Below are 24,130 nucleotides of genomic sequence, written 5' to 3'. Positions count from 1 at the left end.
AACCCGCTGCCCTCGAGCGACTACTGGTTCAGGGTCGAGTACACCGAGGACGAGGCAAGAAAGGAGTTCACTGGACACTTTACCCTAAAGCGATAGTATAAGAATTAACTATATGAAATAAAAAAAGCTCCCTTTTGGGAGCTTTTTTTGTGAGGGAATCTTCTTTATAGATCGATTCCCAGTGTAAATAGGAAATTGGAATACACTGTATCTACAGCAGCGGTATCGGTTAACCCAATCGCATAGAGCGACGGGTTGCTGCTTTGTTCGGTTCTAGAATAGGCAACATCGATATGATATCCTCCAAAATTGTAGCCCAAACCTAAAGAATATCCTTGTCGCTCTCCCAAAGTTGTTTCATTGGTAAAGGGACTTTCTTCATAACTTAGTCCACCCCGCAGGCTTAATTCGTCTACACGGAATTCTGCTCCAACCTTATAGGTGGAAGCTCCTTTTAATGCGGAATCAATAAGAGTGTTTTCTGAACTGAACACCGGATCACTTTTCGGGCTGAAGGTAATATTGGAATAATCTTTATATGAGTAATCGAAACTAATAAGTCCTTGGCCCCCGAAAACATAGGCAGCACTTGCGCCAAGCCTACCCGGAGTGCGCAGATTGTAGTCTTCAAAGACATTGATCACCTGTGGATTGACCACTTCAGAAATGCTTTGTCCATCTACAACGCGTCGGGTTTCCAAAAACTGTGTGGTTTCTTCAGAAATAACAAACCAAGTAGGGGTGTCATAGGTAAAACCAATTCGGAATTCGTTCGTCAGTTTTGCGATGGCTCCAATTTGCGCAGAAAATCCTGCTCCATTCACCGATAGATCATTTTCGAATTCGATCAATTTAACGGTGCTGTTAGCATTGGAGTTTATTTCAGAAATAAAAGTTCTTTGCTCATAATCTATGGTGTGGGAGTTTAAGTTAATCCCAAAAAATAAGTTGTCTTGATATTGTGCCCCGATATTGAAGGTTACCTTGGCGTTGTTTCCATTGGATAACAAATAGTATTCTTGGTCATAGCTTCCCGTGCCAAAATTGGAAGTGTATTGTGTATTCCCTGGGGTGGTCTCAACGGGATCAAAAATAAATCCTTGATATCCCAAGAAGGCATTTTGAGCACGTACTCCTTGGGTTTCCCCTAAGAAATTATACAAATCTGAAATACTTTCGCCGGTCTGCAGATCCAACAATTGAAGTTCTGTTCCTTGGGCTTGCTGTAAAAAGAAACTACCAATAGAAGTATTCCCGTCTCCTTTCACAAAAAGGTCGTTGTCAAGATTTCGGTTCACATTATAGTTTACGGCGAGGGTAAATTTTTGCCAGGGGGAGTTATCGTAATCATTGTAGAAAACAAAAACACCACCTCCTTGTGAGATATTTACATCGGTGTCTGCAGATAGGGCAGGGGAACCGAAATAGATACTGCTGTTTTCAACATCGTTGAAGGCCCCTGTAATGGATACTTTGTTATTGAGAAAAACCGCACTTCCAGCAGGGTTTAAAGAAACTGCAGAAAGGTCTCCCCCTAAGGCGCCAAAAGCACCGCTCATGGCCTGGAAACGTGCCGTCCCTTCGTTAGCATCCAAGCTGTAGCGCAGTCCATCGGTAAGGTTTTGTGCTAGGATTGCTGGCGCAAGCGCCGACAAAATGCTGAATAAAATTAGCTTTTTCATAGAATGGTTTTATTTGTGTTTGGACATAGAAAACCACCCATTTGTGTTTGAAAAAACACAAATGTGACGATTTTCTATAATTTTTCTTTTGGATTATCCGCGTCCCCCTCGACGGCCTCCTCCACGAGAGCCACCGCCTCCTCTGTAGCCAGAGCTTCTTCCAGAAGAAGGTCTTGAGTAGCTAGGTCTTGAGGATCTAACAGGGCGTGAACTTCGAGTGTTCGGGCGCGTAGATCTTGTATTAGGTCTTGTCGTGCGTGTATTGGGTCGCGTAGTACGCGTATTGGATCTTCGGGTGTTTCTATCTACCTTGGTTCTTGAGTTGGTAGGTGCTCCACGGGTGACACGGCTTCTTGAAGTCGTTCTGCCATCTCGTCCTACCCTCGTTCTGGCGGATCTTCTTGCAGTTTCCGATCTTGAGTAGCCGTTACGGCTTGCAACACTGGAACGTCCTCTTCTCAGTGAATTTCCTCGTAAGTAATTATAGTTACTGCGTCCGCGGTTGTAACTATTGGCATACCCGTATCCATAATGTCCGCGATAGTAGGGTCTGTAAACTCCTGCATAATATCCTCCATAAAACGGTGGGCAGTACCAAGGATTGTAGAAGCCTCCCCAGCCTCCCCAGCCCCAACCGATGCCCCAGCCGCCGTAGCCGCCCCAGCCCCAGTAGGGTGATCCATAGCCCCATCCCCATCTCCACCAAGGACGAGACCAACCCCAGCCACCAGCCCAGCCAAGGCCCCATCCACCAGTGTTGTAGATGTTTACGGTGATGTCTTCGGTGTTGGTGCCCCATGCTCCGTAGCTTTCTTCTTCATAGGTCGGCTCTTCGATGACAATATTGCCATCCTCATCTACGGTTTCGGTAGTGGTATAGGAGTCTATATCGGTAAATACCAAGTTGTCCTCAATAGGAATGTCGTCCAACTCTTGACTCTTGGTATTGAAATATTGTTTATAATAATTGTTTTTGGTATTAGAAGGTTCCTGTTCTTCTTCTACCGCTACTTCGGTGGTTGTTGTTCCATTTTCATAGATGCCATCTGAAGAGGACACCCCTTGATAAGAAGTACAGCTACTTACCAAAAGGCCAATCACGGCCAAAAAGGAAAGCTGCAATGCATTTTTGGAGGAGGGTATTTTGATACGCATATCACAGTATTTAAAATTGTTGGACTTCATAAAAATAACTAGTTTTGCCGAAAACTAATAATATTTAACAAAGTCACAATTTTTGTGCCAAAAAACCAATTATGGCGAAAAATTTAACATCACGTGCAGAAGACTATTCCAAGTGGTATAACGAACTGGTAATCAAGGCAGATTTAGCCGAGAATTCCGGTGTAAGAGGTTGTATGGTTATTAAACCCTATGGCTTTGCTATTTGGGAGAAAATGCAAGCAGAATTGGATAGAATGTTTAAGGAAACCGGTCATCAGAACGCTTATTTTCCGCTTTTTATCCCAAAATCTTACTTCAGTAAGGAGGCTAGTCACGTAGATGGATTCGCCAAAGAGTGTGCTGTTGTAACCCACTACCGTCTTAAAAATGATGAAAATGGAAATGGGATTGTAGTGGATCCTGCTGCCAAATTGGAAGAGGAATTGATTGTACGACCTACTTCAGAAACCATTATTTGGGATACCTACCGCAAATGGATACAATCGTATCGAGATTTGCCTATTTTGGTAAACCAGTGGGCCAATGTAGTTCGATGGGAGATGCGTACACGGCTTTTCCTGCGAACCGCAGAATTTTTATGGCAAGAAGGACATACTGCGCATGCAACAAAGGAAGAGGCCATTGCCGAAGCGGAGCAAATGATGAATGTATATGCCGACTTTGTGGAAAACTATATGGCAGTGCCTGTAGTAAAAGGTTTGAAAACGGAAAGTGAGCGTTTTGCAGGTGCTTTGGAAACTTACTGTATAGAAGCATTAATGCAAGATGGTAAGGCGCTACAGGCTGGAACTTCCCATTTCTTGGGGCAGAACTTTGCTAAGGCTTTCGATGTGAAGTTTGCCGATAAGGAAGGGAAATTGGATCATGTTTGGGCGACTTCATGGGGAGTTTCTACACGACTCATGGGGGCACTTATCATGACACATAGCGACGATAATGGATTGGTATTGCCACCTAATTTGGCGCCTGATCAAGTGGTCATTGTTCCTATCTATAGAAATGAAGAGCAATTGGCCGCCGCCAGTGAAGTGGCCCAAGAATTGATGACAGGACTTCGTGCTCAGGGAATGCGTGTGAAGTTCGATAATAGGGATACCCACAAACCAGGTTGGAAGTTTAATGAATATGAATTGAAAGGAGTTCCTGTTCGCATTGCCATTGGTCCTAAAGATGTGGAAAATGGTACTGTTGAGATCGCACGCCGTGATACCTTAAGTAAGGAATTGGTGGCCGTAGACGATGCGATAGCGTATATCTCCAATTTGATGACAGAGATTCAGGAGAATTTATACCAGAAGGCAGCAGCGTTCCGTGAAGAGCATACGACCGCCGTTTCTTCGTACGATGAGTTCAAGCAAGTCCTAGAAGAAAAAGGAGGCTTTATAAGCGCACATTGGGATGGAACTGCAGAGACCGAAGAGCGTATTAAAATTGAAACCAAAGCTACCATTCGTTGCATTCCTTTAGATGATGACAATGAATCGGGAAGCTGTATGGTTACTGGAAAACCTAGTGCCAGAAAAGTGCTATTTGCAAAGGCGTATTAATTTTTTTTGAAAAAAATAGATACATGCTTGCTGCATTAAAAAATAGTTGTATTTTTGCATCCGCAATTTGAAACAATTGGCCCATTCGTCTAGTGGTTAGGACGCAAGGTTTTCATCCTTGAAACAGGAGTTCGATTCTCCTATGGGCTACAAAATATATTTAAGAAAGAGATATTATGGCAAATCATAAATCGGCTTTAAAAAGAATTAGAAGTAACGAGACCAAGCGTCTTCGTAACCGTTACCAGCACAAAACGACGCGTAACGCTATGAAGAAATTACGTGAGATGACAAACAAGAAAGAAGCTGAAGAGTTATTTCCTAAGGTTGTTTCTATGCTTGACAAATTAGCTAAGAACAATGTGATTCACGCTAACAAAGCGGCTAATTTGAAGTCTGGATTGGCAAAGCACGTAGCAGCTCTATAATTAGGGTTGATACCGTATAGATAAATTGAAACTCCCTCATTCGAGGGAGTTTTTTTATGCCTTCATTTATTGTTTGCTCAACTTGGATGCGTTTTGCAGTAGTGCCCTCCGAATTTCCTTAAATCCGTTCAGCAACTCATCTTCTTCATAAATGCTAGTGTTGAAGAATACAATGATACCCATGTTGCCGGCAGTCGTAAATAAAGTATACGTAAATATTCCTGGATCGGCACCGTTCATTCCTATGTTATCGCCTTCTGGGTTTACATCCCACATAAACCCTTCACTACGCTCGAATTCACCATTGGGGAAGTTTTCTTTGGTCAGCTGATTGCTCATCATCTTTTTATAAGAGCTTTCTTCCAGCAGGGTGCCATCACCACTCATACCTTTTATCATTTCCATGAGGTAAAGACTAAAATCGCTCACATTGGTAATGAGCCCACCATCGGGATAGGTGATGAGTTGATAATGCGGAATTTTTAATCCGTTGGAAAGATAAAGTGAAGCCATTTTTTCTTTGGGAACCTTGTCCATATACCAATGCGTGTTTTCCATGCTCAAGGGCTTCCATAAGATTTGTTGAGTATAGTCCGAGAAGGAAGTTCCTGTTACCTGTTCTATGATAAATGCCAATAGTGTAGCACCTATATTGGTATACTCATACGCATGGCCTGGGGCAACCTCTAAGAAGTTTGCATCGTCATACCATTTCCCTTCAGGGCAATAGGAATTTTTTAGAAACTCATATATCGACATGGGAACATTCTTTCGGTAGATCGCAAAATAGGGATCGTAGTCTTCTGGAAGTTGTTCTTTTTTGAAGTCGATGGGGCCTTTAAACAGGTAGCTGTTTTCTATCACCATACTTTCTTCCCCATCGGTAAGGCTCGATGTATGGGTGGCCAAGTGTTTTACCTTAATCACCTGATCTGGAAACTTGGGATGGTTGATTTCGAAAGGAAGGTGTTTGTTAATCGGATCTTCCAATGAAATCTTATTTTCTTCGATCAATTTCATCAATGCAAAAGCGATGGAAGTTTTGGTGTTAGAGCCAATATTCAATAGGGTCTCATCGGTAAAGGGTTTTTTGGTTTCCAGATCGGCATATCCGAATCCATTTTTATAGAGTATACCATCCTTGCTTACTACCGATACTCCAAATCCTGGAATTTTGTGGGTAGATGCGATTTCTTGGAGTCTCAAGGTGAGTGAATCGGATACCTGTTGCGAAATGGTTTGAAAAGTACAACAGATGACTGCTGTAATTAATAGGAGGTTTTTCATGTGGTTTGGATCGTTAATTCCCTACAAAGACGAGTAGATTGGAAAACTGTTTCACGAATTACTCGGAGCAGTTACTGCATTGGGAACCAAATTGCTGTAGTCGCCATTATTTCGGGCGATATCCCTAACGATGGAAGAAGAAACAAACGAATATTCTGGATCGGAAATAATGAAAACACTATCCACTCCATTTACCTTTTCGTTGGCTTGAGCTATGGTCTGCTCATAAGTGAAGTCGGTAGTATTTCTGAGTCCTCGTAGAATGAATTGTGCCTCTTCGTTTTTGCAGAAATCGGCCGTGAGTCCTTCGTAAGTAGCTACTTTTACCGAAGGGAAATCGGCAAAGGTTTTTTCCAAAAAGGCTTTTCGCTCTTCCAAAGACCACATATATTTCTTAGCAGCGTTCACACCAATGGCCACTATGATTTCATCGAACAATGGAACGGCTCGGGTAATGATGTCTACATGGCCTAAAGTGATGGGATCGAAAGATCCTGGAAAAACAGCTCGGCGAGGAGAAGATGAAGTACTCACGAATATCTATTTAAGGTATTACTAAGGTAATGATAAAATCCTACTTCGTCAATCCTAGGCTTGTAGGGCCTCTTCGACCAAGATTCCGAAGAATTCGGTAAGGGTCATCCCCGCTTCACGAGCTTGTTTCGGAATAATGCTTTCCTTGGAAAGTCCAGGGGTGGTGTTGATTTCAATAAAATAAGGAACCCCATCCTGGATGATGAAATCGGTTCGGGAAACGCCTTTCATATTCAGTAATTCGTAGATGCGTAGGGTCTCCTCCTGTACCGCTTTGGTTTCATTTTCAGGAATTCTAGCAGGGGTGATTTCCTCACTTTTCCCCAAGTATTTGGCTTCGTAATCGAAGAAATCATTTTCGGAAACAATCTCGGTAGGGGAGAGCACTTTGGTTTTGTTATTCTGGCGGTAAGCGCCTACAGATACTTCGGTCCCGACCAATTCGGATTCAATAATAACTTCAAAATCTTCTTTATAGGCTTCTTCAATAGCGGGTAAAAGGTCTTTTTCTTCAGCAACACGGCTCACGCCAAAGCTAGAACCTGCTCTATTGGGTTTCACAAAACAGGGAAGTCCAACTTTGTCTACAATATCCTGAGGGACGATTTCCATTCCCTGAGTAATGTAAACGGAATTGGCACACTTCACACCGAAATTCTTCAGTACCGTAAGGCTATCCCGCTTGTTGAAGGAAAGTGCTGCTTGATAAAAACCAGTGCTGGTATGTGGAATGCCCAGCAGTTCGAAATAGGATGCGAGGTATCCGTCTTCACCTGGAGTACCATGAACCGTATTGAAAACCACATCTGGAGTAATGGTGTCATTGTCGATGCTGAAACTAAAGGTGCCCTTGTCAACAGGATAGCGGTTTCCCAGGGTGTCTACGTGATACCAGCCTTCCTTAAAAATGTGGACGGGGTAAATATTGTAAATAGTGGGGTCTAAAGATTCACAGACCACTTCCCCGCTTTGAAGGGAGATTTCGAACTCGCTGGAATAACCGCCCATAATAACGGCCACATTTTTTTTGCTCATAACAAATGGTTCTCTCGTGCGTTAACAAAAATATCACTTATACATATAAACGTACTAAATTTGCGTTTACTATTTTTGTGAACTAACCTAGCGTATATGACATTCATAAAATTCCTGTTCACCAAAACATTTCTGAAACAGTTAGGAATGGCTCTTGTTGCTTTGTTTCTACTTTCTTTCCTTGTACTATGGTGGTTGAAAATGACCACCAATCACGGACAGAAAATTGAAGTCCCAGATTTGGCGCGCATGACCTTAACAGAAGCTGAGGCCGCGTTGGATGATTTGGACCTTCGCTACGAAGTAATGGATTCGGTGAGTTATAACCCGAATTTTCCTTATAAAACCGTGATTGAACAATTGCCCGAAGCTGGCAAGTATGTTAAGGAAGATCGTAAGATCTATATTTCCCTGAACCGTTCTGGATATCCCATGATAGAAGTACCCGAAGTGGTGGGTAAAACCCGAAGGCAAGCTGAGCCAACACTACTGGCAGTTGGGTTCAAAATCGGGAATATTGATTACCGTCGTTATATCGCCAAGGATGAGGTGCTGGAAATTCGTCATAACGGAAAGCGCATCCGCCCAGGGGATAAAATAAGGAAGACTTCAGTAATCGATTTGGTTTTGGGTGATGGTGCCGGAGGATTGAACCGGGAAGCTGTTGAGGATGCCAAGAAGGAACAGGATGTGAACGATCCCGATAATCAAGCAGAAGGTGATGGAGGAAATTAATGAGGTTGAATTTCCCGAAAATAATAACGACGAGTTATACGAACATTTCAGATTTGTAGCCGATAAGGGACAACAGCCTTTACGTGTGGACAAATATCTTATGAACAAGATTGAAAATGCTACACGAAACAGAATACAGAAAGCTGCCAAGGACGGGAATATCTATGTGAACGATCACCCCGTTAAATCCAACTACAAAGTAAAAGCCAATGATGTTGTGAGGGTGCTTTTTGCACATCCGCCCTATGAATTCCTGTTGGTTCCCGAAGACATTCCTTTGGATATTGTTCATGAAGACGATGAAGTACTTGTGGTGAACAAACCAGCCGGAATGGTGGTGCATCCAGGACATGGTAATTACAGTGGGACGCTTATAAACGCATTGACCTTTCATTTCGAAAACCTTCCCAGCAATAGCAACGACAGGCCCGGTTTGGTGCATCGAATCGATAAAGATACAAGCGGGTTGTTGGTAGTAGCGAAGACAGAACATGCGATGACCCATCTTTCCAAACAGTTTTTCGATAAAACCACCGAACGCGAATACGTAGCCTTGGTATGGGGCAATGTGGAGGAAGAAGAAGGAACCGTAGAAGGAAACATTGGTCGCCATCCTAAAAATAGGTTGCAAAACACGGTTTTTTTGGGTGACGAAGCAGATAAGGGAAAACCCGCAGTTACCCATTATGAAGTGCTAGAGCGTTTGGGGTATGTTACTTTGGTTTCCTGTAGGCTGGAAACGGGAAGGACGCATCAGATCCGTGTGCATATGAAACACATCGGGCACACCTTATTTAATGATGAACGCTACGGAGGGGAAAAAATATTGAAGGGGACCGCGTTTTCCAAATACAAGCAATTTGTTGAGAACTGTTTTAAAACCTTACCCCGTCAGGCCTTGCATGCGCGAACGCTAGGGTTCGAGCATCCTACTTCCGGAGAAATGCTTCGTTTCGAGGCACCTGTACCCGAGGATATGGAAAACTGTCTTGAAAAATGGCGCAATTATTCCAAGCACAGCAAGGAATAGGTTTTGTCTATCTGGGAATCATTCTAAAAGATCATTCGGCTTTTTCGGCATTACAATTCTTCTTATTTTTACTGAAAAGAAGTACTCATGAAAATCGTCATTTCTCCAGCCAAATCTTTGGACTTTGAAAAAGCATTACCCACTCCTTTGCATACAGAGGCTTGCTTTCTTTCCGAAGCAGAGCGATTGAACAAATTGTTGAAAAAGAAATCGGCCCGAAGCCTCTCTAAACTTATGTCGATTTCCGATAATTTGGGACGATTAAATTACGAGCGAAACCAAGAATGGAGTCTCCCATTTACTCCAGATAACGCACGTCCTTCGGTGTATGCTTTTAATGGGGATGTGTACCGTGGTTTGGATGTATATACGTTGCTCGAAGATAAGATAGAGCGACTACAGAATACCCTTCGTATCATTTCTGGACTGTACGGAATTTTAAAGCCTTTGGACCTCATTCAGCCCTATCGATTGGAAATGGGAACCAAATTCCCGGTAGGCGTAAAGAAGAACCTGTACGAATTCTGGAAGCCTAAAATTGCCAAGACGTTGAACGAGGAGCTGGAAGAAGGGGAGTTGTTCGTAAATTTAGCGAGTAACGAATACTTCAAGGCCATCGATGCCAAAACATTGAAGGCAAATGTGGTAACACCTGTTTTCAAGGATCTTAAGAATGGTGAGTACAAAACGATCATGACCTTTGCGAAGCTGGCAAGGGGATATATGACTAGATACATTATCGATACGGATGCCAAAACCCTAGATGACCTTAAAGGGTTCAATTATGAAGGCTACGGGTACAGTGAGCCCATGTCTTCAGAAAATGAATTGGTGTTTATTCGTTAGTGTTTCACCATACTCATCCATATCCACCTTTTATACCTGAAGGCGCAACGAAACTGATTGTAGGAACGTTGCCACCCCCGCGATTTACCACTAAGGAATACAAATCTGGCGACGTTAATTTCTGCTACGGAAGTAGGGACGGTCAACTCTGGCCTATTTTAGATCGCATTTTCAATTTGGAGCTGCGTTTTGAGACAACACCAGAGGCAGTGCATCAACGCAAAACATTTTTGCGAAAACAAGGTATAGGGGTTTGCGATATCGTGGAGTCGGCTAGGCGTGATAAGATCGACGCCAGCGACTTGGGCATGCAAGAAGTTGAACTTCGGGATTTAATTCAGATTCTGGGCAAACATCCTTCCATCGAAACCCTCCTTTTTATGGGGGGCAATAGCAAGAATGGACCGGAATATTTCTTCAGAAAATTGATCAAAAAGTATTCGATGAACTATGAGGTTATATCTTCAGTAGTGCCAAGGGTGCACCAATTTGCTTTGCCAAATTCAGAAAGAAAAATAAAAACCGTGTCCCTTACAGCACCTAGTGGAGCCGCCAATAGGGCAGTGGGAAGTTTGGCTTTGTATAAAGAGCTAAAAAATAAAAACCCTGAAATGAATACAATCGATTTCAGGGTAATGCAATATCGTGAGTTTTTCTTGTCTTAGGGCTGAAAGGTGAAAACTTCCAAAGGCGCGTTGTTGCTTACTACTACATAGTGTTCCTTACCGTTAATGCTTAATTTGGAAACACCTTTAGAATCACTGTCTATAAAGGGATCGTATTCTTTTGCATAGGCAAATCCACCCTGGCCATCTCCCAAAAGTACATAGCCATAATTGCTATCATAGCGAATGGTTTCTACTTCGGCATCATAGATGGCTCCGATTCCTAAGATATCCTGATGTCCATCTCCATTAAAATCCTCGGAGAGTAAACCTAGTGTAGGTCCAAGTTGGGCTTCGTTAGGAAGTTTAACAACTTCGAAGGCACCATTGCCATTGTTTTTCAAATAAACGGTTTCAAATTGATATGCAGTTAGTTGAAAAGCATCTTTTAGTTGATCCTCGCCATAAATATCCTTCATTTCCAGACTGGCAAATTCTTTATAGCTTTTTATTTTGTCTAAAAGGAATGGGTTTTGTTCACTACTGCATTCCTTACCTCGAACCGGTACCAATTTCCCTTGATTTATCTTACTCAAGGCAACATCGAAACTTCCATTGTTGTCAAAATCCTTTCCGTAGATATAAATAGGTTTGTCCTTTTTCGGTTGAAATTTGTTGTTTTTCCCCACATTTCCTAGCACATAATCTTTATCTCCATCACCGTCGAAATCCTGTTCCGTTGCAGAGAACCACCATCCTTCGGTCTTTTCAAGTCCCGAGATGTTTTCTGCCTTAGCAAAAGTACCATTGTTGTTGTTGAAGAAAGTAGGTTGCATCCATTCGCCAACCACCAATAGGTCGAGATCGTTGTCCCCATCGTAGTCGGTAAATAGGGATTGGGAAACCATTCCCATTTCTGAAAGGGAATTATTTTCTGAAGTGATATCTGCAAAGGTGCCATTGTCATTCCGTAATAAATATGAGGAAGGTGGTTTTGGATATTCCGCAGGAATCACATTACCACCAACAAATAAATCGGTGTCGCCATCGCCATCGAAATCTGCAGCAGAAACAGCTTTTCCCGAAGACAGCATCTTTGGCAGGGCATTCCCTTTTTTACTGAAATTTCCTTTTCCATCATTTACATAAAGTCGATCCTGAAGTAGCGGGCTGTCCTTTGTTAGGTCATATCCAGCACTTACCACATACAGGTCCATGTCTTGGTCGCCATCTGCATCGAAGAAAAGGGCGTTGGCATCTTCGTATTTCGCTTCATTTTTCCAAAGGTTTTCGTTGGTCGAAGTAAAGGTTCCGTTCCCTTGCTGAATGTACATGGCGGCGTTAGCGCCGCTTGCATTTCCAACAAAGAAATCCTCCAGCCCATCTCCATTTACATCGGCAGTAACAATATTGGTGCCTTTGGTCGATTGCTTTTGTGGGATCAACAATTGAAGGGCATAATCATTAAATTCGTTTTCTTGATGTTGGTAAGTAATGCCCAAGCTTTCAGCATCTGCAGATTGTTTCATTCCGGAACTTTTTGCGTAAGGAGAAGTTCCGGAAATAGCCCCTGCATAATCTATTTCAATCCTTTGATTCATGTCAGGACTTTCAACTTTAGAAATCTTACCATCGGGCCAAGTAACTGTAATGGATTTTATGTTCGCGCTTCCTTTTAGTCCGTAATGCAGCACATTAGATACCGAAGATTGGTATCCTCTTGTAAGATAAAGTTGTTGCAACTGCGTACGTCCTTCCTCTTCCACATATACAGAGGCGCCAATACCCATAGGATTTCGATTGGGCCCCTTCAAATCCACTTGCACATAATTCTCATTGGCGTTATTGCGATACAATCCTATTTCATCGTTGATGTTGTTTACGATAAGGTCTAGGTCTCCATCATTATCGAAATCTGCATAGGCAGCTCCATTGGAAAAGCTAGGGTCTTTCAATCCCCATTCTTCAATTTTTTTAGAGAAGCTTAAGTCGCCGTTGTTTTTGTAAATGTAATTGTCCAGTTTTTCGGAGGGCAATAAATCCAATATTTGATCTATGGTCATGGTTTCCCCTCTGGCATTTCGCATTTTTATTTCGGTACGGAAGTCTTGGTTGGTATAGTCCTTATAAACCCCGTTAGAAATAAAGATGTCCTTAAGTCCGTCGTTATCAAAATCGGCCAGCAAGGGAGCCCAACTCCAATCGGTTTTAACTACGCCACTTAATTGGGAGGATTCCCTGAATTTTCCGTTGCCTATATTATAGTGTAGCATGTTCGCCATATAGGCATGGTGGTATCCTATATTGACCATAGTTACAAAATTTTCAGTGCTCATGGAGGCCATATTCTCTTTGCTGCGTGCGTAGTTCTCGGCCAACATGTCTACGGTGATAAGGTCTGGATTAAGATCGTTGTTGAGATCGGCAAAATCATTCCCCATGCTATTGAAGGAGATATGGTTAAGTCTTTGGATGACCTCGTCCTTGAAAGTTCCATCTTTCTGATTGATGTACATAGCGTCCGGCTCTAGGAAATCGTTGGCCACATAAATATCGTCCCAGCCATCATTATTGAAATCCCCAATGGCCGCTCCCAGTCCCCAGGCTTTGTTGTACAATCGTGCCTCGGCCGTTACCTTGGTAAAACGATTGCCGTCATTTCGGTACAATTGATCGCTGGTCGTTTCTTCGATCTGCCGCTGAATTTCACCACTTATCTTCGTGTTGTTTTTGAAGTCGTAACGATAGTTTACTATATATAGGTCTAGGTCACCGTCTTTATCATAGTCCATTTGATAGGCCTGTGTGGTATAGCCGGGATCGTCAATTCCCCATTTTTTGGCTTCTTCTGTGAAGGTTCCGTCTTGTTGGTTTACAAACAGCTTGTTCCTTCTCTCATTATCATCGTTTAAAGAGCCTGCTTTTGAGACATAGATGTCTAACCATCCATCATTGTTTACATCGAGTAAAGTTGCCCCAGTGGCAAAGCCTTTATAATCTTCCGTTTTTGAAGCAACAGTGATATCTTCAAATTGAAAGTCGCCTTTGTTTTTATACAATTTGTTAGGGCCAAAATTCGAAACGAAATAAACATCGTCAAGTCCGTCGTTGTCTATATCTCCAACGGCAACACCGCCACCTGCGTAGATGTAGGGGTAATTAAGGAAGTTGAATTCTAAAGTCTGCACCAAGTTATTTTTAAACCTAATGCCAGACTGGTCACTTTCTATTTTGGTAAATAAGGTAGTGGCTCCTTCTGTATAACCACCCGATTTAACGCTTCTGCCGCTTTCTTCGGAACAGGAGAAAAAGCATATTAAAGCTATAAGTAATACAATCCCTTTTTTCATGAATGTAATCTGAATGTGAATACGCAAATATATAAAAGTTTGGGGTCCAATGGGGTGTTGAATTTCATCTAAAGAAAGAAGGATTTCATCGATGATTTAAAGTCTTGAAAATTTATTTTTTCTCAATCTATTTATTTTTCATACATTAACGAATTATTAACTAATATTGATTAATCTAAATTAAATTTTTTATGAAAAAAATTACGTTAACCTTGCTAGCGTTTTTTGTCACATGTTGCTTGTGGCAAGTGAACGCGCAAACCACTGAATGTGGGAATGCACCGGAGCTTATCCCTGCTGGTGCGGCATTACCTACTCCAAGTAGTGGTCCTATGAATCCTTCGATTGCTAGCGTATCGGAGGCGGGTCTTGTAGGGACCCATTGGGATCTGGACAATATCACAGTAGATGTTGAGCATACTTGGGCCAGTGATATCGACATGACGTTGACTTCTCCTGGCGGTACCACCGTTTCTGTTATGGTAGGTAGAGGAGGTTCTGACGGATTGGATACTCCAGCGACCATCGTTTTCACTGATGCTTCTGCCAATGACGTTACCTCATGGAGTGGTGGAGCTCCTGCAGCGGATTATCAAGCTGAAGGAGGCCTTTTCAATACCGTTTTTGCCGGTGAGTCGGTAAGTGGGGATTGGACATTGAATATCACCGACCTTGTAGGTGGGGATATTGGTCAATTAAATAGCTACTGTATTACCTTCACTCAAATCATTATTCCAGTGAATGAGTGTGGTAACGCACCAGAATTGATCCCAGCCGGGGCGGCATTACCGACCCCAAGTAGTGGTCCTATGAACCCTTCTATCGCGAGTGTATCCGATAGTGGAGTGATTGGAACCAATGCAACCTTAAATAACATTACAGTCGATGTAGAGCACACCTGGGCCAGTGATATTGATATGACGTTGACCTCTCCTGGAGGGACAACCGTTACCGTTATGGTCGGTAGAGGAGGTTCCGACGGATTGGATACTCCAGCGACTATCGTTTTCACAGATGGATCGGGTAATGATGTTACCACTTGGAGTGGTGGTGCACCTGCAGCCGATTATCAACCTGAAGGAGGTCTTTTCAACACTGTGTTTGCAGGTGAAGACATCAATGGAGACTGGACGTTGAATATCACCGACCTTGTAGGTGGAGATATCGGACAGTTAAACAGCTACTGTATCGATTTCTCAACGACAGCTCCTCTTGGAGATCCTCCAATGATGACTTGTCCTTTAGACGTTACCACAACAGCTAGTGCTGGAGTTTGTGGAGCCGTTGTGGCTTTCCCTCCACCATTAGTAACAGATCCTGATGGAGACTTAGATACTGTAGTACAGACTATGGGTCTACCAAGTGGATCTGAATTCCCAGTGGGGACAACAACAGTAGAGTTTACGGCTACCGACTTAGCTGGAAACGTATCTACATGTAGCTTTACCGTTACTGTAACCGATGACGAAGCTCCAAATGCAGTTTGTATGGATATTACCGTACAATTGGATGCTAACGGAGAGTATGTATTAGTTCCATCTGAAATTGATGGTGGTAGTACAGACAACTGTGCGATTGCTAGTTTGGAAGTGGGTACCAGTTCAGGGCTTGCTCCAGGACTATATACGCTGTCACCATTCGTAGCAGGTGTTGGAACAGAAATCGGTTACTATGACTACGATCCAGCTACAGATGCACTTTCTGTAAACACCTATCCTTATGGTACAACCATTGGAGGTACTCAGACATATTCTTTCGCACATAACGCCGATACAGGTATGACCTATGTATTAGGAGACGATGCTCCTGGTTCTGGTGTTCGTGCCCTTTGGGAATATGACCTTGCAGCTGGAACTTTAGGTGCACTACTAGGATCTGTTGTATCTTCTGGAGGAGCTACGAATCCAAATGCAATGACATTTGCGCCTGACGGAACTATGTATGTATCCTATGGAGGAGGTACTATCGAAACTTTCGATATCGGTACTATGACTTCAACAGCATTTACAACGGCGCCAAACTTCTTAGGTGGAGTTGGTCTTGCTTATGACTATGATACAGGTTCTGTTCTATATTCTACCTCTGGTGGAGGTGGTGGAGACGGAACCGTAGAAGTATACTCTATCGATGGAGCTGGAGTTGGTACTTTAGCACTTAGCTTCGGTACAGGAACTGGACTTCCTAACGGATGTTTCGGAACCGCTCAAGCGATGGCGTATGTAGGTGGTGGTAAAATCATTGCTTCTTCTACTTGGGGATGTGATATTATTTATACTATGGACTTAGGATCTGGAGCAGTTACTTCGTTGGCATCTCCAACAGGAACCGATTCTAGAATCAAAGCACATTTCTATATCCCTCCATCAATTACAGGAGCTCCAGACTTATTGTTGACCTGTGCTGATGTAGGAACAAACACGATTACCTTATTAGTAACTGACGATAGCGGTAACCAATCTACTTGTGAGGCAATGGTTACTGTAGAGGATGTAACTGCTCCAGAAGTATTCTGTATCGGAGAGCCTGCTGTGTTCTCTTACCTACAGGAGTTCGAGAGCTCTTCTATCCCAATGAACTGGACATCCAATGTAATCACTGGAACAGACGACTGGGCCTTCGGTAGTGGAGACCTTCCAACAGGGGACGACTTCCCAACCAACGCTGCTATCTTCGATGACGATGCGGCAGGTAACGGAACCGTAAACGAATTGGAGCTTCTTTCTCCAGTATTCGACCTTGATGGAGCGATCATTGCTAACCTTTCTTACGAGGTTGCTTTCCAAGAGTTCGGTGACCAAGAATTCTCTATCGAAGTATGGGATGGTGCTGCATGGCAACAGCTTGAATTGATTGAGGATAACTTGGATCCAGACATCCAGTCCAGATCATTTGATGTACTTGCCTATGCAAATGCAGACTTCCAAGTTCGTTATCACTATGACGACCTAGGAGGATGGGGATGGCATGCTGCTATCGACAACTTCCAGTTGGATTATGAATTCCCACCATCTGCACCACTTCAAGTAGAATTGGATGCGAATGGAAATGCTTCTATCCCAGTAAGCGACCTGCTTGATATGGTAAATGAGGCATGTGGATGGACTGCAACAGTTCCTGATGGAAGTATCGGGGCTTGTGCTTCTGAAATTTCTAACGCGAGCAACGCTTTCGAGAACGGATACTTCAGTGATCCAGGAAGTGGATTCTTAGTGGCGAACGATATTGTTGTTCCAGCCGATGAGGACTTCAACCTGCAGCAAGTGGTAATGAACCTGTTCCACGATGTGGGAGCAACGATTGCCTCTGCAGACTTTACTTATTATGATGATGCCGGCGGACAGCCAGGTGCTGTAATTGGTAGTGAAGCGGGCGTTGTACCTTCTGCACAAACTGTAGTAGGGAACAACTTCGGTTTCGACGTAAGTGAAACTACTTTCGATATTACTCCTTTCCTATTCGCTGGACAGGCAGGAGTACAGACCAACTATTGGGTTTCTGTATCTGTTAGTTCAACATCTGGAGGAATTACCGCTTGGGAAGTATCGAGTGCTTCTGGTGCTGGAGACTTTGACTGCCTGAACACTGCCGACGGTGGGGCCACTTGGGGTAACCCAGTTCCTGGAAATGACGGTGTTTACATCTTCAGAGGAAACTGTGAGCCAGGTGCTACCGATACATTGGATCTTGACTGTTCTAACTTAGGATTGAACCAATACGAAGTAACTGTTACTGATGCCAGTGGAAACACGGCTACCTGTATCGGTACCGTTGAGGTACTTGATGTTACCGACCCAATCCTTGTATGCCAGGACGTGACCATCGAGATCGGACCTGACGGAACTACCGAGATCGACCCAGAAGACCTCTTGGCCAACGCGCCGAGCACCTTCGAGGCCATGGTTATCGGTAGTGACAACCAGTCCGGTACGGAAGGGTTCACCGACTTTACCGTGGACGTTACGGCCGACGTGACCGTCAGCTTCGACTGGGACTACACCCTGAACGACACCCCAGGCTTCGACAGCTTCGGGTACCTCGTTAACGGAACGTACACCCAGCTTACGGACCCAGCACAGGGCAACCAGTCCGGTAGTGCATCTGTTAGTTTGGTAGCTGGTGACGTGTTCGGGTTCCGTTCACAGACCGACGACAACATCTTCGGTAACAACGAGACGCTAGTGACCAACTTCATGCCAGGATTCGACGGACAGTTCGACCCGGCCAACTGGACACTAACCCTGACCAACAGTGACGGGGACGCGTTCTTCGTGGAGATCCCGGGAGGACCACTCTCCTTCGATGCCTGTGGAATCACGGTACTGGCCACCGACCTTACGGAGGTGACCTGTGCGGACGTTGGTACCACCATCACGGCGACCGTCTTCGCGTCCGACGCGAGCGGGAACATCGCATCCTGTACATCGCAGGTGACCGTTGTGGACGCCATGGGGCCGGAGCTTACCTGTCCTGACGACCAGACCGTCGACCCAGGACCGGGGAACCTGTTCTACGAGATCCCGGACTACTTCGCCACGGGCGAGGCAACGGCGACCGACAACTGTACCGACCCGGTGACCATCACCAGCCAGGACCCAGCTGCCGGAACGCTCGTACCGGACGGGACCTATACGATCACCCTGACGGCCGAGGACGAGTACGGAAACGTATCGACATGTACCTTCGAGCTTACGGTGGAGAGCGTACTTGGTCTTGAGGACACGGTGCTGGACAATGCCATCAGCATCTACCCGAACCCAGCGGAGAGCGTGGTGACACTTGCCAACACGGCCAACATCCTGTTGGACCAGGCGGCGATCTACGACACCAACGGTAGACACATCCAGACCATCGACCTGAGCGACATGCAGCAGGAGAAGGCCATAGACGTGTCCACCCTGGCAACGGGAGTGTACATGGTACTGATCACAAGCGAGGACGCTTCAACAGTGAAGCGACTCGTCAAGGAATAGAGCCTTAGACATATAAATAAAGGAGAACCCTCCGTTGCGTTAAGCTTCGGAGGGTTTTTTTATGCACTTCATCGGATTTTCCCTACAGGCTAACTAGATTATCCGCTTATCCTTTAGAAAGTGAGTTTCTTATCGTAAATTACATAAAGCTAGGCTGTTAGCGTAGTCTAGCTGATTTACTAACTACTAATTTCGAATATTATGAAAAGACCTTTTGTACCAAACAAACAATTAGTTCTTGTCATTTTGTTCTTCTTTTCCATGTTTACCCTTCAGGCACAGAAACCCCTGAATACGGGTGAAGTTCAAAACCGTCTTGAAGTGAAACTCGCTGATGCTTATGATCAGCTCTCCAATGGAACTGCGGACAAATTTGATGTTAAAATTACCGAGTTGTTTATGGCAACCCTCATTCAACATTTTGAGGAAGGTAAATCTGCAAACAATGCTCTAGAAGTTGCCCAAAAAATTGCGCAACGAAAGTATCCGGATTTCACGGATAAGATTCTACGTATTAAGGATGAGATAGCTGCTATTATTCAAAAGGAATAGCAGTCTTGTTTTAATTTCTTCAACTAATTAAAACCAATTCAAAATGAAAAAAACTATACTCAATGTATTGTTATGTATTGGCGTTTTTTGCATGACTTCTTTGTCGTACGGTCAGTTCATAACAGAAACAGCAGGAACTACTACAACCGTAGTAGCTGCAGATGGTGAAGTATTCACCGACCCTTCCGATGGTGTAAATGGAGGACCCGGAGGAGACTGTAGTACAACCAGCAGTGGTGACCCTGGGGATTATCCCAATTGTAATTGTATTACAGTAACAACGCTAAGCGCACCCGCGGGAAGCCAGATCTCAGTTACATTTACCCAGTTTAGGGTTTTCGGTAACTTCGACTGGTTGGCTATTTTCGACGGATCGGCCGCAGTAACAGCTTCCAATACGTCGGGAAGTGCTACCAATCCTACCTCTACAGATCCAGAACTTTGGAATAGTAGTGTGGATGGGGACGAGCTGGTCGACATGACCACTGCCGGTACCGTAACCTTTACTTCGACCGCCGGGAACCTCACATTTGCTTCGCGCTTCAGTGGGGTAGTAAATACCTGTGGATGGGAAGCGACCGTTTCCATTATTTCACCACCAACCAACGACGATTGTGCGGATGCCTTTCCGATTAATTGTGGAGATACCGTTTCCGGATCTACCATTGGTGAAACAACCGATGGAGCACCTTTCTGTGGAACAAGCAATACGGCACCTGGTGTTTGGTATTCATGGACAGGAGATGGAAGTATTGTAACCGTTTCTACTTGTACTGGTACAGCGTATGATAGCAAGTTAACTGTATATTCCGATTCATGTGCCGCTCTTACATGTGTAGGCGGAAATGACGATACCTGTGGATTGCAATCTGAAGTTACTTTTGCATCCACCCCAGGAACGGACTATTTAATACTCGTTCATGGATTTGGCACTGCAGAAGGGGATTTTGATCTCACAATGACATGCGTGCCACCTCCACCTAACGATGATGTATGTGGAGCTTTACCTATAACGCTCGGAGTTCCAGAACCTGCGGATGGATCGTTGGCTACGGCACAAGCCGGAGAGCCCAATCCTGGAGCCGGAACAGGGGCATCTACCTGTAATTCACAGGATGGATGGTGCTCTTTCGAGTTAGGTATCCAAAACTCACTGTGGTATACTTTTGTAGCACCCGACTGCGGTGATTTGGATATTGAAACCATTGGATCTGGAGATACGCAATTGGCTTTATGGGAAACCACCGATTGTAGTGACTTCGGAACCTTCGTAGAAGTGGCCGCCAACGACGATAGTGGAGTAGGTCTTTTATCACTTATAGATGACGTTACCCTTACTCCAGGGAACACTTATTATATACAAGTGGATGGATTTGCGGGAAATGCGTATGATGTGGATGTATTGATTACGCCTAGTAACCCAGTACCTATTAGCCTTAGTTGTCCGATGGATATTGTTACAACAGCAAGTCCAGGGACGTGTGGAGCTGTGGTGGCATTTGCACCACCGCTGGCTTCGGGAGGTTGTGGAACCATAACCGTAACACAAACAGGAGGTCCTGCAAGTGGTACTGAATTCCCAGTGGGGACTACCGTTGTAGAATTTACAGCGACGGATGAAGGCGGAAACTCCGAAACTTGTTCCTTTAATGTGACTGTTACAGACGATGAAGATCCTGTAGCCGTGTGCATGGACATTACCGTACAATTAGATGCCAATGGAGAGTATGTGCTAACGCCCACCGAAATTGATGGTGGAAGTACAGACAACTGTGGAATCGCCAGTTTGGAAATTGCCGATCCAGGGATCAACGCCCCGGAAGGTTTATATTCCCTAATACCAGGATTCTTATCGCCTGCCAATAACCTAGGACGTTACAATTACGATCCTGTAACCGATGCTATCTCAGCGGGAGATCTTCCCTATGGGGATACCACCCAGTCTAATTCATTTGCCTTGGATGCGGATCCAACCACGGGAACAGTATACTTACTAGGACTTTCTGGAACAACGGGTAACAGAGCATTGTTCGACTATGATCTTTCTACCAACACATTAGGTACTGAGTACGGAGACGTGGTTTCTTCTACTGGTGCAACCAATCCAAATTCAATGGTATTTGGTACTGATGGTACATTATATGTTTCCTATAGTGGTGGAGCTATCGAAACCCTAGACATTGGTACAATGACTTCGACTCCATTCGCAGCACCACCCGATGCTGGCGGAGGAATTGGATTGGGTTACGACAGTGACAGTGGTACTATAATTTACAGTACGTTCAACGGAGGTACTGGAGATAACGACGTTTATGGAATTGATGCAGCGGGAGTACATACATTGCTATTCTCTTTTACTAGCCCATGTGGCCCAAGCGGAGGTACTGCTCAGGCCATGGAATATGTAGGAAGTGGTAAAATGGTAGCTTCTGGTACATTTACCTGTGGTGCAATCTATACCATGGATTTAGGATCCGGAGCAATTACTACGATTTTGAGCCCAGATGGGTTTGAAAACAATATCAAAGCATTATTATATGTGCCGCCTGCAGCTGGAGGTATGCCAGATCTATTATTGACCTGCGACGATGTGGGTACAAATGCAGTTACCTTGTTAGTTACTGACGTGAATGGTAACCAATCTACTTGTGTGGCTAACGTAACTGTTGAAGATGTAACGCCTCCAGAAGTATTCTGTATCGGAGAACCATCAGTGTTCTCATATTTACAAGAGTTTGAGGCGTCAAGTATTCCGACAGACTGGACAACGCAAATCGATGCAGGTGTTTGGGATTGGACATGGGGTAGTGGTGATCTTCCCACAGGAGATGACTTCCCAACCAATGCTGCCATCTTCGATGACGATGCAGCAGGTATTGGAGAAGTGAATGTCGCTACATTATTCTCTCCAACCTTCGATTTGGATGGAGCGATCATCGCGAACCTTTCGTACGATGTAGCTTTCCAAGAAGCGGGTGACCAAGAATTCTCTATCGAAGTTTGGGACGGGGCCGCTTGGCAACAGATCGATTTCTATGATGCCGATATGGATCCAGACATCCAGTCGAGATCATTCGATGTACTTGCTTACGCTAACCCTAACTTCCAGGTGCGATTCTTCTATGACGACCTAGGGGGATGGGGATGGCATGCTGCTATCGACAACTTCCAGTTGGATTATGAATTCCCACCATCTGCACCATTAGTAGTAGAGTTGGATGCCAATGGAATGGCTACCATTCTAGTGAGCGATATGTTATCAAGTGTAAACGAAGCTTGTGGCTGGACCGCTACTACGGGTGATGCTGCGGCTCCATGTGAGCAATCCAACCCGAGCAATGGTTTCGAGAATGGGTACTTCAGTGACCCGGGAAGTGGGTTCATCGTAGCCAATGATATATTGGTGGCTGCGGATGAAGATTTTACCCTACAGCAAGTGACCATGAACCTGTTCCACGATGTGGGGGCGACCATCGCCGCTGCGGACTTTGCCTATTACGAGGATGCCGGTGGACAGCCCGGTACCATGATCGGAAGTGAAGCGGGCGTTGTACCGACCTCGCAGGCCGTTGTGGGTAACAACTTCGGCTTCGACGTGAGCGAGACCGTGTTCGACATCGCTCCATTCCTGTTTGCGAGCCAAGCAGGTGTTGATACAAACTATTGGGTATCCGTGTCCGTGACCTCTTCTTCCGGTGGGATCACCGCTTGGGAAGTGTCCGGTGCTACGGGGGCAGGAAGTTTTGACTGCTTGAACTCCACCGACGGTGGGGCCACTTGGGGCAACCCAGTTCCCGGGAATGACGGTGTTTACATCTTCAGTGGAACCTGCGGGGGTGGAATTTCGGATACATTGGATCTTGATTGTTCCAATTTGGGACTGAACCAATACGAAGTAACTGTTACCGATGCCAGTGGAAACACTGCAACGTGTATTGCTACTGTTGAAGTACTTGACGTGACCGACCCAATACTCATCTGCCAGGACGTGACCATTGAGATCGGANTGGTCATCGGTAGCGACAACCAGTCCGGTACGGAAGGGTTCACCGACTTTACCGTGGACGTTACGGCCGATGTGACCGTAAGCTTCGACTGGGACTACACCCTGAACGACACCCCAGGCTTCGACAGCTTCGGGTACCTCGTAAACGGAACGTACACCCAGCTCACCGACCCGGCACAGGGCAACCAGTCCGGAAGTGCTTCCGTTAGTTTGGTAGCCGGTGACACCTTCGGGTTCCGTTCGCAGACCGACGACAACATCTTCGGTAACAACGAGACGATCGTGACCAACTTCATGCCAGGGTTCGACGGACAGTTCGACCCGGCCAACTGGACACT

16 protein-coding genes and 1 tRNA gene are annotated in these 24,130 nt (G+C 44.7%); 11 read left to right on the top strand and 6 right to left on the bottom strand.

All coding sequences use genetic code 11. The features are described 5' to 3' along the window. Positions 1 to 6: 6 nt before the first annotated feature. Positions 7 to 96: a T9SS type B sorting domain-containing protein gene (locus tag POV27_RS20355; protein WP_419179952.1), complete on the top strand. Its 90-nt coding sequence runs from the start codon at positions 7 to 9 to the stop codon at positions 94 to 96. Positions 97 to 164: 68 nt separating this feature from the next. On the opposite strand, the gene POV27_RS15600 is transcribed toward POV27_RS20355, so the two are convergent. Beyond that, positions 165 to 1,682, bottom strand: a complete 1,518-nt coding sequence (locus POV27_RS15600; RefSeq protein ID WP_272863723.1) for an OmpP1/FadL family transporter — start codon at positions 1,680 to 1,682, stop codon at positions 165 to 167. A 93-nt stretch (positions 1,683 to 1,775) separates the two neighbouring features. After that, a complete protein-coding gene (locus POV27_RS15595) occupies positions 1,776 to 2,837 on the bottom strand; it encodes a hypothetical protein (RefSeq protein WP_272863722.1) in 1,062 nt (353 codons plus the stop codon). A 101-nt stretch (positions 2,838 to 2,938) separates the two neighbouring features. On the opposite strand from POV27_RS15595, the gene proS reads away from it, so the two are divergent. The 3 genes from proS (at position 2,939) to rpsT (ending at position 4,842) form a co-directional block, all read left to right on the top strand. Continuing rightward, positions 2,939 to 4,414 (top strand): proline--tRNA ligase, encoded by a 1,476-nt coding sequence (gene proS / locus POV27_RS15590; RefSeq protein ID WP_272863721.1) that lies wholly within the window; start codon positions 2,939 to 2,941, stop codon positions 4,412 to 4,414. Between the two features lie 78 nt (positions 4,415 to 4,492). Continuing rightward, positions 4,493 to 4,564: transfer RNA gene (locus POV27_RS15585), tRNA-Glu, on the top strand. 26 nt (positions 4,565 to 4,590) lie between these two features. Further along, entirely contained in the window at positions 4,591 to 4,842 is a 252-nt protein-coding gene (rpsT, locus tag POV27_RS15580) for a 30S ribosomal protein S20 (protein ID WP_272863720.1), read from the top strand. 66 nt (positions 4,843 to 4,908) lie between these two features. On the opposite strand, the gene POV27_RS15575 is transcribed toward rpsT, so the two are convergent. From POV27_RS15575 to POV27_RS15565, 3 genes are read right to left on the bottom strand one after another with little or no spacing between them, the layout of a single operon-like run. After that, positions 4,909 to 6,129, bottom strand: a complete 1,221-nt coding sequence (locus tag POV27_RS15575) for a serine hydrolase domain-containing protein (protein ID WP_272863719.1) — start codon at positions 6,127 to 6,129, stop codon at positions 4,909 to 4,911. 51 nt (positions 6,130 to 6,180) lie between these two features. Further along, a complete protein-coding gene (coaD, locus tag POV27_RS15570; RefSeq protein ID WP_272863718.1) occupies positions 6,181 to 6,663 on the bottom strand; it encodes a pantetheine-phosphate adenylyltransferase in 483 nt (160 codons plus the stop codon). A gap of 54 nt (positions 6,664 to 6,717) precedes the next feature. Further along, the gene (locus POV27_RS15565) at positions 6,718 to 7,698 is read right to left on the bottom strand and encodes a D-alanine--D-alanine ligase (RefSeq protein ID WP_272863717.1); all 981 of its coding nucleotides are present in this window, start codon (positions 7,696 to 7,698) and stop codon (positions 6,718 to 6,720) included. Positions 7,699 to 7,794: 96 nt separating this feature from the next. Between POV27_RS15565 and POV27_RS15560 the strand changes: the two genes are divergently transcribed. From POV27_RS15560 to POV27_RS15545, 4 genes are all read left to right on the top strand, one after another. Beyond that, on the top strand, positions 7,795 to 8,433 hold the full coding sequence (locus tag POV27_RS15560; protein WP_272863716.1) for a PASTA domain-containing protein: 639 nt from the start codon (positions 7,795 to 7,797) through the stop codon (positions 8,431 to 8,433). Beyond that, entirely contained in the window at positions 8,420 to 9,463 is a 1,044-nt protein-coding gene (locus tag POV27_RS15555) for an RluA family pseudouridine synthase (RefSeq protein WP_272863715.1), read from the top strand. The genes POV27_RS15560 and POV27_RS15555 overlap by 14 nt, the downstream gene beginning before the upstream one ends. Positions 9,464 to 9,550: 87 nt before the next feature. Further along, entirely contained in the window at positions 9,551 to 10,309 is a 759-nt protein-coding gene (yaaA, locus tag POV27_RS15550) for a peroxide stress protein YaaA (RefSeq protein WP_272863714.1), read from the top strand. Beyond that, complete coding sequence (locus POV27_RS15545; protein ID WP_272863713.1) at positions 10,309 to 10,974, top strand: uracil-DNA glycosylase family protein; 666 nt, start codon at positions 10,309 to 10,311, stop codon at positions 10,972 to 10,974. Before yaaA ends, POV27_RS15545 begins: the two co-directional genes overlap by 1 nt. Here POV27_RS15545 and POV27_RS15540 read toward each other — a convergent pair. Further along, positions 10,971 to 14,291 carry a VCBS repeat-containing protein gene (locus tag POV27_RS15540; RefSeq protein ID WP_272863712.1) on the bottom strand — a complete coding sequence of 1,107 codons (3,321 nt, stop codon included), beginning with the start codon at positions 14,289 to 14,291 and terminating at the stop codon, positions 10,971 to 10,973. The two genes, POV27_RS15545 and POV27_RS15540, sit on opposite strands and share 4 nt — an antisense overlap. A gap of 164 nt (positions 14,292 to 14,455) precedes the next feature. Here POV27_RS15540 and POV27_RS15535 point away from each other — a divergent pair, with 164 nt between their 5' ends. The 3 genes from POV27_RS15535 to POV27_RS15525 all read left to right on the top strand — a co-directional run. Beyond that, positions 14,456 to 19,234: an HYR domain-containing protein gene (locus POV27_RS15535; protein WP_272863711.1), complete on the top strand. Its 4,779-nt coding sequence runs from the start codon at positions 14,456 to 14,458 to the stop codon at positions 19,232 to 19,234. Between the two features lie 201 nt (positions 19,235 to 19,435). Next, positions 19,436 to 19,786 carry a hypothetical protein gene (locus tag POV27_RS15530; RefSeq protein WP_272863710.1) on the top strand — a complete coding sequence of 117 codons (351 nt, stop codon included), beginning with the start codon at positions 19,436 to 19,438 and terminating at the stop codon, positions 19,784 to 19,786. A gap of 43 nt (positions 19,787 to 19,829) precedes the next feature. Then, a partial coding sequence (locus tag POV27_RS15525) for an HYR domain-containing protein (RefSeq protein WP_272863709.1) occupies positions 19,830 to 24,130 on the top strand: 4,301 nt, incomplete at its 3' end.

This window comes from Aureisphaera galaxeae, assembly GCF_028561275.1.
GTDB classification, from domain to species: domain Bacteria; phylum Bacteroidota; class Bacteroidia; order Flavobacteriales; family Flavobacteriaceae; genus Aureisphaera; species Aureisphaera galaxeae.
This window is presented reverse-complemented; position numbering and strand designations above follow the sequence as displayed.

What these genes read in the sequence shown, in the direction of transcription:
- POV27_RS15600 (WP_272863723.1), bottom strand. Translation starts at nt 1,682, where the DNA reads ATGAAAAAGCTAATTTTATTCAGCATTTTGTCGGCGCTTGCGCCAGCA.
- POV27_RS15595 (WP_272863722.1), bottom strand. Translation starts at nt 2,837, where the DNA reads ATGCGTATCAAAATACCCTCCTCCAAAAATGCATTGCAGCTTTCCTTT.
- proS (WP_272863721.1), top strand. Translation starts at nt 2,939, where the DNA reads ATGGCGAAAAATTTAACATCACGTGCAGAAGACTATTCCAAGTGGTAT.
- rpsT (WP_272863720.1), top strand. Translation starts at nt 4,591, where the DNA reads ATGGCAAATCATAAATCGGCTTTAAAAAGAATTAGAAGTAACGAGACC.
- POV27_RS15575 (WP_272863719.1), bottom strand. Translation starts at nt 6,129, where the DNA reads ATGAAAAACCTCCTATTAATTACAGCAGTCATCTGTTGTACTTTTCAA.
- POV27_RS15565 (WP_272863717.1), bottom strand. Translation starts at nt 7,698, where the DNA reads ATGAGCAAAAAAAATGTGGCCGTTATTATGGGCGGTTATTCCAGCGAG.
- POV27_RS15560 (WP_272863716.1), top strand. Translation starts at nt 7,795, where the DNA reads ATGACATTCATAAAATTCCTGTTCACCAAAACATTTCTGAAACAGTTA.
- POV27_RS15555 (WP_272863715.1), top strand. Translation starts at nt 8,420, where the DNA reads ATGGAGGAAATTAATGAGGTTGAATTTCCCGAAAATAATAACGACGAG.
- yaaA (WP_272863714.1), top strand. Translation starts at nt 9,551, where the DNA reads ATGAAAATCGTCATTTCTCCAGCCAAATCTTTGGACTTTGAAAAAGCA.
- POV27_RS15535 (WP_272863711.1), top strand. Translation starts at nt 14,456, where the DNA reads ATGAAAAAAATTACGTTAACCTTGCTAGCGTTTTTTGTCACATGTTGC.
- POV27_RS15530 (WP_272863710.1), top strand. Translation starts at nt 19,436, where the DNA reads ATGAAAAGACCTTTTGTACCAAACAAACAATTAGTTCTTGTCATTTTG.